This is a genomic window from Virgibacillus sp. AGTR (assembly GCF_016919725.2).
In the GTDB taxonomy this organism is placed as follows: Bacteria; Bacillota; Bacilli; order Bacillales; family Amphibacillaceae; genus Virgibacillus; species Virgibacillus salarius.
In genome coordinates this window covers 16,882-28,818 of record NZ_JAJERH010000023.1, presented here as the reverse complement: position 1 = coordinate 28,818, position 11,937 = coordinate 16,882, and the positions used below count along the sequence as shown (strand labels likewise).

Annotated in this window: 6 protein-coding genes and 1 pseudogene; 1 reads left to right on the top strand and 6 read right to left on the bottom strand. The window is 32.7% G+C overall.

Features of this window, described 5'->3' with window-relative positions:
* Positions 1–651: 651 nt before the first annotated feature.
* The 5 genes and pseudogenes from JUJ52_RS10530 to JUJ52_RS10510 all read right to left on the bottom strand — a co-directional run bounded on the left by JUJ52_RS10530 (position 652) and on the right by JUJ52_RS10510 (position 10,988).
* Positions 652–3,738 carry an AAA domain-containing protein gene (locus JUJ52_RS10530; RefSeq protein ID WP_228088929.1) on the bottom strand — a complete coding sequence of 1,029 codons (3,087 nt, stop codon included), beginning with the start codon at positions 3,736–3,738 and terminating at the stop codon, positions 652–654.
* A gap of 218 nt (positions 3,739–3,956) precedes the next feature.
* A pseudogene (locus JUJ52_RS10525) lies at positions 3,957–5,307 on the bottom strand (IS4 family transposase).
* A 282-nt stretch (positions 5,308–5,589) separates the two neighbouring features.
* Positions 5,590–8,487, bottom strand: coding sequence for a DEAD/DEAH box helicase (locus JUJ52_RS10520; protein WP_228088928.1), 2,898 nt, complete (start codon positions 8,485–8,487; stop codon positions 5,590–5,592).
* A gap of 28 nt (positions 8,488–8,515) precedes the next feature.
* On the bottom strand, positions 8,516–8,902 hold the full coding sequence (locus JUJ52_RS10515; RefSeq protein ID WP_228088946.1) for a (deoxy)nucleoside triphosphate pyrophosphohydrolase: 387 nt from the start codon (positions 8,900–8,902) through the stop codon (positions 8,516–8,518).
* 139 nt (positions 8,903–9,041) lie between these two features.
* On the bottom strand, positions 9,042–10,988 hold the full coding sequence (locus JUJ52_RS10510; RefSeq protein WP_228088927.1) for a DUF2075 domain-containing protein: 1,947 nt from the start codon (positions 10,986–10,988) through the stop codon (positions 9,042–9,044).
* Between the two features lie 178 nt (positions 10,989–11,166).
* On the opposite strand from JUJ52_RS10510, the gene JUJ52_RS23710 reads away from it, so the two are divergent.
* Positions 11,167–11,247: an MFS transporter gene (locus tag JUJ52_RS23710; protein ID WP_374488420.1), complete on the top strand. Its 81-nt coding sequence runs from the start codon at positions 11,167–11,169 to the stop codon at positions 11,245–11,247.
* A 556-nt stretch (positions 11,248–11,803) separates the two neighbouring features.
* Here JUJ52_RS23710 and JUJ52_RS23380 read toward each other — a convergent pair.
* Positions 11,804–11,932 (bottom strand): hypothetical protein, encoded by a 129-nt coding sequence (locus JUJ52_RS23380; RefSeq protein ID WP_255637620.1) that lies wholly within the window; start codon positions 11,930–11,932, stop codon positions 11,804–11,806.
* Positions 11,933–11,937 lie beyond the last annotated feature (5 nt).

The window sequence follows — 11,937 nt, the reverse complement described above, 5'->3', positions numbered from 1 at the left end:
AAAGGGACCTTTGAATTGACCATCAACCGTTTATTCTCCTCTCTTTTTTAATGGATCTACATATGCTCGCTTGTTTAGATTGTCTCGAAATCGTTTTTTTGAACTCTTGTTCTCGAATGTATTTTGCGACTTTTTTTGATAAAGTCCTACTGTACTAACATCATACCCTTTTGCCCATAACTTCCGATTTTCCTTGATTATATTTCAAAATTGCATGTCGATCATGGATCATTAATTATTTAGATGTACTTTCTTATTTATCATCACTTGTGATATGGTTGTCCATGATGTATCAAATGAGTTTTTTTATTTTACAAGTGTTGAGAATTAGAACCATTCCAATTATTTTTTCATACGAAAAAAGTAACTGTAACGTCACAGTTACTCTTCATCGTTAATATCATCAACTTGTTCTAGCATACTTGGAATCTTTAGTTTTTCATCCTGTAAGATTTCTTTATATTTTCGACTGAAAATTTTATCATTTTCAAGTAACCTTGTAATTTCTCTATTAAATTCACTGTAAGAAGATGCTAGGTATGCAGAATTTAATTCCGAAAACAACTACCTTATCTAACTCCATATGTTTAAGATAAAATCTAATTCAACTTCAGTGTTTATTTGCAAATTCAATATATTATATTCATTTGATTACCTATTATAGTCGTCAATAATCGAAATCGTTTTATTTGCTACTTCACTACCAAGTGATGCATACAATTTCTTATCACCAATAACATAAAACTCTTCTTTAGCTCGTGTAGCTGCAACATTCATCATATTCGGATCAGAAACAGCCCATCTTGCTGCCCCACTGCTATTAGAGTCCGCTCCAAGAACAAAATAGACAATTCTTGCTTCTTTCCCTTGAAAAGTATGGACAGTTCCAATATTTGTTATTTTCTCATTTTCTCGTTTCGTGAAGTTAATTTCATCTAAAACTCGTGCCAGTTTATAAGCCACGTTTCTAAATGGGGATATAACATAGATTTCGTCCGCTAAATTTGGATCTTCCTGCAAACGTTTATCAATCAGACTTTTCAGTAAGTCAGCTTGCTCTTTAACAAATTTGTCATTTGCTTTTCCGGCTGAATCATACCATTGTGATTTTCCTTGTGACTCATCTTCTGATTTACCTTGTACCATCAACCCATCATACGATGTTTCATTTGAAATCGTAAACATTGGATAGTTCGAGCGTCTGTGTACCCAAAGTGGTATACCAATCCATTCAACATCATTTTTTTGGAAACCATACTGACTTGTGGCATCCACAATTGTTTGAGTAGACGCATCAGTAGAGACAAATTTTTCATCAACTTTGTAATATCTTCCAATCAAGGTCAGAACATTTGAATCTAACGTCACTACTGGTTTTATTTGTGATGGATCCCCAACAACCATTACCTTTTTACTTCTAAAAATTGCGCCAACACCAGCTTGTGGTAGTGCTTGACCAGCCTCATCTATGAATAGATTACCAATTGAATTTTCATTAAGATTTTTAAACATTCTACCAAAACTAGCAAAAGTAGTGCTGACAACAGGGATGGTGAAATTCAACCATTGCCATGATTCTGAAATTAACTGATGTCCATTCTCTTTTCCAATGTATTCAGACTGCTTATTCCAAATAATCCTTGCCGCTTTCAAATTCTTTCTGTTTTCATACAGGAATTGCTTTTTAACTTTTAAGGCTGAAATAAATAACTCTGATTGTAAAATACGGAACTGCTTCGTAAACCATGGGTTAGACTTCTGAAGTTCATCATATGATAGTGAAAAATCCAGTTCCTTTATGCCTCTTTGAAATTTGAGTTTTTCCAATAACGCAATTTCTTGTTCCAATTTTTTTAAATCATTTTGTTGAGTATTCATCCATCGATCGAAGTCAGCTTTTGTATCCTGAATTTGTTTTTGAGCATACTTACTTTTTGTAACATTTTCCTTTAACCTATTTTCGAGTTGCATGCGGTCATTCAACAATTTAGTTTTTTGTTGAGAAAGATGATTTAAATGATCATTCGTATTATTAAGTTTTTTGAAATACTGCTCAACTTTTGATTTATTAAATATTTTCTGGAACCATAAAAAACTTGGCTTTTGTGAAGTAACTACATCATAATTCCTTTCAGTTTGAGCTTGTACATTAGTTAAATTTTTAATTTCACTGGAGACATTCAATAAATCTTTTTGCAGATATACACTTACTTGTCTCAGTCTTTCAAGTTCACGATTCGCTTCTTTTTCCTGTGAAATCAAATTTGTTCGTTTCTTCTTTTCTTCTTGTTCAAAAGTAATGGATTGCTCCTTATGCTGGGTTTTTAATTTTTTAAGAAAATACATTTTCTCGCTATATTCTTGAATTTTTTCTCTTTCAATTTTTAATTCATCATAGAGACGTAAGAATTCTTGAAACACACCTGTATTCGCTTGATAATTTTCTTCTAAATCTTTTTCAATTGCTTCGATGTTTAAAAGTAACCTGTTAATGTTTGTTGACGCTCCACCTTCTAACGAGAACGTACCCCAATTTTCCTCATTTAAAAGCTCATTTTTAATCTCACGATTTTTCCCGAAACCTTCACCAGTTAATTTAGAATTAGAAACATCTTTGAAATAATTCGCTTCCGCTAGTTGTTTTTGAAAATCGTCAGCAATTTCTTCTTTCTTTGGTAACTCCTTAACAATGTTCTGGACTGCCCCATTGTTTGAACTTGCAACAATAATATTCTTATCTGAAATGGAACGTGGTAAAACGCCAAGTTTAGCACTTTGCCAATAAACTAGACCACCTGGAATACTTTTATTAGAAAGCTGTGCAATTTCCGCTGCCTGCTGTACTACTAAATCAGCAAAAATATCTTTCAACAGCGTTGTTTTCCCTGTTCCTGGCGGCCCATTGACACTACGAATATCATTTTTATCATTTAAAGCTAGATTTACCGCAACCTGTTGCATGAATGAAAGCGCAAAATCAGGATTACTTGGAAAACGTCCCAACGGATAAAATTTAGGTTGTAAAATTGTCTCGAAAATATGTGAGCTAAAATGAGTTGATTCTTTTTTACCATCTAGATTTTGCCTTTCCCCAGAAAAGCCATTAAAATATCGATTCAAGTTTTTATTAGTTATTGTCTTTGCTTTGTTCAGATCTTCAATAAAGAACGAATGTAGGTTTACATCTCCATTATCCAAATTTTTCACAAATGCATAGCGAAAGTTTTCTGTGGAAACATGATACTTTTGTAAAAGTTCAGCAATTGTAATATTAAAATCCTCATCAAATTTCCTGTTCAAATCTTCTCTAAATGAGTTTTCAACTTTAAAAAACTCTTCAGGTAACTTACCATATTGTCGGATATAACCACTCATCGTAAAGAACAATTTGTCTGCTATAAAATTTAATTGGTTATCAAAATATATAGACAAGGTGAATTTGTCAGAGTTACTAACTTCTTCGTCGGTTTTAGCAATCTTGTATTTCTTCCTCAATATATCAACAACTTCTTGAAAATTAAAAATATCAAAATATAATACTAAGCCCGACTTCTTAAAGAACTTATCGGATAAATTTTGTTTTTCCTTTTGTTTAGTTAAAAAGTCTGAAAAAAACTTTTTCCAGTCTTCCTCCTTTGTATGTAAAGGCTTTAGCAATTTGTCCTTTTTATTAATAGAACCTTCGGATAGTTGCTCTATCGTAATCCAAGCATTTAAAATATCTTTCCTTCTATTCATATTCTCCCCCCATCATCATCCATTTACAGAAAATTTGGTCTATAAGCTACTTTTGTGTATTGCAAAATAAAAATGCAGAATTTTTCATAGACAAAATTAGATTTCAACTAAATGTCTTTCAAACAAATGATAATGTTTTGATGTAATAAGGGTAATCTATTTTGTCGACCTTATATCATTTATTCTACATTTTCATTGATTTTCTTTATCATAATAACTCAACTTTCGCAGACTGAAATAGGCAGATAAGCCCTGATATAATTGGGTAGGCCTGCAATCCAGTGTTGTAGTTGACTCTTTATTGGTTTTTGTACTTTCTTGTTGCTCTTTTTCAAAGCAGCTTCATGAAGCTCGGTTAATTGTTGTATTGCCACAGCCCAAACGAGATCATTAACTTCATCACATAATGCATAAAACATGCCGCCAAGTATTCGCGCGTCTGTGCTACATCGGTTTTGCCACGAGAGAATAATATATCGTGCGAATACGATGGTTGTATGACTAATTAAGCCTTCATACGAACGACCTTGGAATTCTTTTTGGAGTTTCAAAAGAGATTTTGATGTTTTGAAAAAACTTCAATGTCCCATCGCATCCCATAAATACGAATGATCTCTTGATCACTGAGTGTACAATATGTGCTTAAAATAGCTAACCATTCACTCTTTTTATTACGATTGCGAACAAACACAACTTTAATAGGAACGCCATTCGCTTAAGTTGTATGAATCGAGCGAAGAATGCTTTTCTTTCCATCTGTCGGTTTCGCTAAATGATAAAGTTCCTTTAAGCTCACTCGTTGACCATTCACAAGGTAACGCTGTTTCAAGTTCTTCACCATGCCAATGACATCAAGTCCTTGGTCCTTTATTTCCTTAACGAGAGGCTGGTACGTGAACCAAGAGTCCATCAACACATGGGAAGCATCAATACCGGCATTCATCGCGCGTTCCACCATACGTGGTATTTGCTCAGGTGCGGTTTGTAATGCTTCTACTCTTCGTTTATAACCGGAACTACGCTTATCAACCTTTGATGAAATTCCATTAATTTGGCTCTTCTTCGAGCTTAATAAAGAAAAGTCTACTGGCATGAAAGTGGCACCCAAAAATAAGCATACGAAACCCTTTATAAAAGCGCATTTTTGGGGAGGCATGGTCAAAACAGCGAGCTAATAATTCAACTGATTTACTGCGATTACGGTCATATGAAGAAATCGTCTACAATCAATAATTTTGGTCGATCGTGATTCGTTAGGTGTGTTACTTTTTCAATCGTATCTGTGCTTAGATATAGTAAGCATCTTATCCAGGCAAAAGTAGACTTGTTTAAAAAACGATAGACGGTATTTTTTTCTCGACAATCTTTCGCTTTCTTGCTTTGAAGTACTTGATACCAGTTCTTATTTTCGAAGATCAAACAAAAAATTAATTGGAAAAGATAGACACAAGTAAAGCCCAGAGGCTTCGTAATACCAGCTTTTCTAAGATGTTTAAACAGTTCTAATTCTTTAAAGGTTGAAAAAAGTTCATTTGGTAGTTGATTATTTTGGTCATTATTCGCTATCATAAAGGAGACACCTCTTCTGTTGATAGTGTTTTTCTAGACAATTACACTATACCAAATGTTGAGGTGTTTTTTTATGCCTATTTCATTTGTCAATGTACATACTTGAACCGTAACACGCTTTACAGCTAGTTATATTATACGCATTTTTCTAGCTGCGAAAGTTGAGTTATTAATTAAAGAATTTACCTTTACTATTCTAATTACTAGTTAACCATCAAAAACACTAAACCCCTTACATATTTGGTTAAGAACTAAAAAACTAATAAACCGTATTACTTTGAGCTATACATTATCAGATATAATATATTGGTATAATTTATGATCTATAGGCTTTTCTAAAACCAGGTTCATATGAACAACCGGAATTTCCTTCTCAATATCATTTAACATCTTATCTTGTATAATTGTGTTTTCATCTGGAAGTGTTTGACCTAAATAGTAAAAGCCACTTCCTTCATCGTCATCTCTTTTTATAAACAAATGAAGTTCCATATTCATTTCTTTAGCATGGACTATCTTTTTTACCTCTTCCGAATTCAAGGTGCGCTTGCTTCTTGTATACCATTTAAATACTTCAGGATTTATGAACTCATCCCTATAATTTATACTAGCTTCTACTCCGTCATTTTTATGATAAGTGACAAATATTGGACAAGTTTGATGCTTTGGCTTATAACCGTACAACGTAGAACTTTCATCATTGTCCCAGTTTAATAATTTACATGCATCTTTTCTCGTATACTTCTCATATCGTGTAAGGGAACTATCCAATTTGTATTTCTTACTTCGTTTAAGGCCACTATTTACTACATCTCTTACTAACTTTTTAAAAAACGAGTTGGTTTGTAAGCTTTCTATTATAATTGAGTTAAATTTATAAGTTCCATCATAGGTCACTTCAATTATTGGTTTATTTCCATACTTCTTTTGATCTGTTCGTGTAAAAAAGGACAAATCAATAACTCGATGAACAGATTTCATTGTTTTCTCATCAACAATACAATGCTGATTTTGTAACACCTGGATATACTGTCTATGCTTCAATAATCCTTTTTCTAGCAATTGATCTATCAGTAGAAGTTCGTGTTTACGCTTACCATCAAGGACTTCCTTTGAAAGCATAGTTAATACACTTTGTTCATACGTGTCGATAACGGGAATATCCTCTTTCATTTTTATAAGGAACATATAATAGTTATTAAACTTACCAGTTATTACAGTAGGATCAATGGAATGATTTTCTATATAGTCTTGTAAATAAGGTGTACAACCTAGGCGGTTCTTTAATTCTATAAAAGCATTTCTAAGTATCTTTAAAGTAGTTAAATTACTTGCATTTATTGATTTAAAAATTTGCTTCCTAGCTATCTCTTCAAAATTAATAGTCGATACCCCTTTAATATAGCTCGTCCCTGTTGCCCACCTTCTAATATTATCTTTATTCTGAGATTTATCCCCTGAAAGAGCTATAGGTATCATATAATTATTCTTATAATTACCAATAAAATCAATGATTGTGACGAAATCCTTTGACTGATGTTTTCTCAAACCACGCCCTAACTGTTGGATAAAAATGATACTTGATTGCGTTTGACGGAGCATAACTACCTGATTTACACTTGGAATATCAATTCCCTCATTAAAAATATCTACCGTAATAATATAATCTAAGGAACCTTTTTCTAATCGGACCACTTCTTGCATTCTTTTTTCTTGCGAATGATCACCTGTTAACGCAACTGTTCGATATCCTCTTTGATTAAAAGCATGAGATAAATTAATGGCTTCTTCTTTTCTACTGCAAAACATAAGTCCTTTTACACGTTCTCCAGAATACCCATAGTAATGAATTTTTTCTATAATATGCTCTACTCGTTTATCCATTACTAATCTAGAGACGATTGTAGTATCATCAATTAATTGACCATTATATTCTAAATCAGTTACACCAAAATAATGAAATGGACAAAGCATATCTTCTTCTAAAGCTTCTTGTAACCGAATCTCATAAGCAATATTGTAATCAAAGAGCTCATATATATTAAAATCATCTGTTCTCTCTGGAGTTGCAGTCATTCCCAACATGAATTTTGGTTTAAAATAATTTATTACTCTTAAATAGGAGGATGCTCCTGCCTTATGTACTTCATCAATTAAAATATAATCAAATGCTTTTGGATCAAATTGCTCCAAGGTGCTCTGTTTTGAAATAGTCTGTATTGTAGTAAATAAATATTTAGCACTAGTTTGTTTACTTGAACCAGATAAGATTCCAAAGTCTCTATCTAATCCACCTAAAACAGCCTGGAAATCAGATTTAGCTTTATATAGAATTTGTTCACGATGTACAACAAATAGCATTTTCTTAGGTGCCACACGTTGAACATCAAAAGCTGATAAATAGGTTTTCCCTGTTCCTGTTGCAGAAATAACTAATCCTCTATTATTCCCATTTTCTCGTACAGATTCTATTTGCTCTAATGCTACTTTTTGCATTTTATTCGGACTAATTGTTATTGTAGTCTTTAAAGAGCTGGTATTATATTCCTGAGATAATTCCATTACTTTTGTTGCAGATCGGTAGTCAATCGGTTTATAAACTTCTTCATAAGATTTAATCCATTCATTTGTTAAAGAAATAGAATTTTGCCAAATTTCCTCATATTGTTTTTTGAAATGTTTTATTAATTCTCCATTTTTATATGAATTTAACTGCACATTCCATTCATAGTTTTCTTTCAAAGCATTTGCAGTTAAATTAGAACTCCCTACAATCAGTGAATAATGTATATTGTGCTCAAAAATATATCCTTTGGAATGGAACCCCTTTAAATCAGTTAATCGAACTTCAACGTTAGTTATTTTCATCAGCTCTTTAAAGACTTTTGGTTGATTAAAATTAAGGAAGGTAGAAGTCAATATTTTACCTTCTATCCCTTTCCTTTTTAGATCAAGTAAATGTGATTTTAATGTAGCAAGCCCACTTTCTGTTATAAATGCCACTGAAAATATGAAAGAATGGCAATTATTAAGCTCTTGCACTAAGGTTGTTAAAACATCTTCGTTCTTTCTTACATTATTAAATAATAATCTAGGTTTATAAATATCTGACTTTCCATATTCTCTGTTAATAAAACCTTTATATAAGGAACTCTCTAAATCACGAAGAAAATCTTTCATACAACTCTCCCCTCTGATAACCAATCTTTTACATCTTGATTAGTTTTTCTACTGTTGGAATATCTGCAGGTGCCCAATCAAGTGTTGAAAGATCCTTTCTAGACAGCCATTTTATAGATTGGTGTTCAGTTAGTACAGGTGTCCCTTTAAGCAAGGTACAGTAGTATGTGGTTAAGTGTACAATTCCAAAGTCATACTCATATACAGTATAATCCACCTGATCTCCAACCTTGATATCGCATTTCATTTCTTCATTAATTTCTCGCTTCAATGCCTGTTCTGCCGTCTCATATATTTCAATTTTCCCTCCAGGAAATTCCCATTTATATGATAATGACTTTGATTCACCTCTTTGCGCACAGAGAATTTTATCATCTTTGACTATCACTGCTCCGACTACATATATATTTTTCATTTCCAATTGAATTCTCTCCTACTAATCATATTTCTACTATCAATTATACCAACTAAATAATAGAAGTATTTTATTTAGAACTCTTTCCAGTAATCCTCTAACAAAAATGCGATTAAATTATTGATTCGTAAAATAGTCTTTACTCGGTATATTCTCCTCTATCCTCTGCCACTCGTGTTTTTTCACCAAAAAATTCATTTGCATCGTATTCAACCACGCTTTCCAATCTTCGTCGCAAATAGTTCGCTAATTTCTGATCTGTACAATAAACAAAACAGCCTTTTTGGCCACGTGTTAATAGAGTACGATATGTGTTGCGAATAATATTATCAGCTATTTTTTCCGCTTCGTAGGGTTTTTCTTTTATCATCTTTTTAATACCAAATAGTGATCTATCAGATTTTGCTCGTTTCGTATAGTCTGTATGTACCTTACCATCTTTGTAAAATAAATCATCACCAATAATAATACCAGCGTAATCGAACTCCAAACCTTGCGATGTATGGATACAACCTGCTTCATTTACCGATTCATCATCTATAGCCCACGTTAATGTATTGTCCAGATTCCAGCTGATTCCAAAATCTTTTTCGGGAATAACTATATCAGGAGTATCTGATTTGGTTCTTGTTTCTTTTGGCCACTCCCAACAATATCCTGCTAACATTCTTGCTTTATTTTTATCTTTATTTAACTGACGAATACATTCCAAAAGATCGCTGGGGTCGTCAAACACACGGAAATCATAGTCTTTTCCTATAAAGTTGGTATTCGCAGTATGTTTAATTTGTAAGACATCATCAATCCATGCTAAATAACCATCAGAGCCATTGCATCTAAATTGAGACTCCAATTCTAACTGGTGTACTTCTCCATTGTTTTCAGCCGAGTATTTTTTAATTAAATCAACACTGCCAATATCTTTGAGAGTCACTCTCTGGTGTTCATCAATAAAGAAAATCGTCATATTGGCTGCATTAATAAGTTCCTTGACTTGGTTTTCACCTAAGTTCTGGAACATTCCGGACTTTTCATTTAACCGATGTGCTTCATCTACTATTAATACATCAAATTCATTACTTGGTGCATCAACATAGCTCCCTGATCCTTTAAACAAGTTATCTATCTGGGTTTTCTTAAAATCCTTTTTAAGTTTCGTAGCATAAATATTACGTGGGGCAGAATTTTTCGTTACATATTGGGCTACCATACTTTTTTTAGTTAATTCTACTAATAGATTTATTGCTAAAACAGATTTTCCAGTTCCCGGACCGCCCTCTACAATAAACACCTGCTTTGTATTTGTTCGTTTAGCTTCATTTGCTAACCTTAAGGCTTCTTCGAAAACAACTTTTTGCTCATCAATCATTACAAATTCATCATTTCCTTGCAGCATCGAATTTAAAGCATCTTGTAATGATTTTGATGGACGTATCTTTCCTTTTTCAATTTTATAGAGAGTTTCTTTATTATCTCCATATTTAATATGCCTTTTTATAAAATCTCGAAGTTTCTTTGCATCTCCCTTTGCAAAAACCGGAGACTGATCTATGTAATATTTATAAATATCATCTGTTAATGGGTCAGAATCTCCATTTACTATATAGTTATGTAAGTAGGCACAGGGATAAATATCAATTTCTTCCTGTTGTACTGTGGCATTATAATCTTTAATTAACGATCCATAAGACCACGCCTGATAAGAAGGATGGGTTGTTTCAGCAAGACCATGATTAAACCTAGTCTTAACAATTGCTTCTTTTCCCTGAACCTTTTCTACCTTATCCCATTGTTTCAGCTCTACTACAACAACTGATTCTTCTTGATCTCTTTTTCCAGTAATCAAAAAATCTACCCTCTTAGAGGAATAAGGAACCTTATATTCAATCGCAATCCCGGCAGTATCTGGTATGTCAGCATCCATTAAGACACGATACATATACTGCATGGAATTATCCCATGATCGAACCTCGCTCTTATTCACCGTACCTATTTTAGACTGGAAATTGTTAATAATATTATTCGTTAATTCGTCATGAAAAACATCTTCCAAAAATTCGGATTTTATAGCTTCATAAACTAGCATTGTTATCCCTCATTTTTTCTCCATATGTAAAAATTATATGTGACTATAATCCTATTTTATCAGACATTGTACTAGTTATCACCAATAATTCCCATTACCGGTAGGTTGAATTTCTATAGTTTTACAAAAACACACCTTAAAATTGTAAAGTCTAATCTAAACTGGATAATTTGTTGGTATTGCTGTTGCTATTTTCCAGCAGTTAATCGGGATTAACGTTATTCTTTACTATTCTCCTTTCATCTTTGAACAATTATGAGTAGGAACGACTATTTCTATGTTTCAAACTGTTATTGTAGGTATAGTTAATGTTATCTTTATGGCTTTATCCATTATTCTGGTTGATAGTACTGGTTAAAAAACAATGCTGTTAACAGGCGGTTCAATCCTTTGTGCATTCTTTTATTTATAGTTACAATTCAGGCATACTTTGTAATTTTTGAGATTTCGATTCTAATTTTTATGGCTACTATATTAGATAGCTTCCAATTAACATAGGGAATTGTTTCCCCAAACCGTATCCTTACACAAGTAGTATCAACTGCACCGGCTTTACATTGAATTGCCAACTTTGATATTTCGTTGCATCCTCCCACCAACCCATGATGTATTAGGAGAAATGGCCTTTTCAATTATATGGATCATTAAGTGCTATCCCTATATTATACTCTCTCATTCTTTTTCAATCGTTTCTCTACTGTTTGATTTAACATCATCAAATAGTTTTATCCTCCTGTTTTTAGTTTTCTTTTATGGCCTGTCTGGCTCTTGATTTCTTCTTCCACCTTCTCTATTAAGTTCTCTTTTTATAAATTCTAGTTCTTTGCTATATTATTGAACACCTCTGAACGTTCCTGCTCAATATTATTACAAATACCTTCCTGTAAATCTGTAGAATCTAGTTCTTTGAACTCCTGATTATAAGCTAAAATCTGCTTTTCCACTTTAA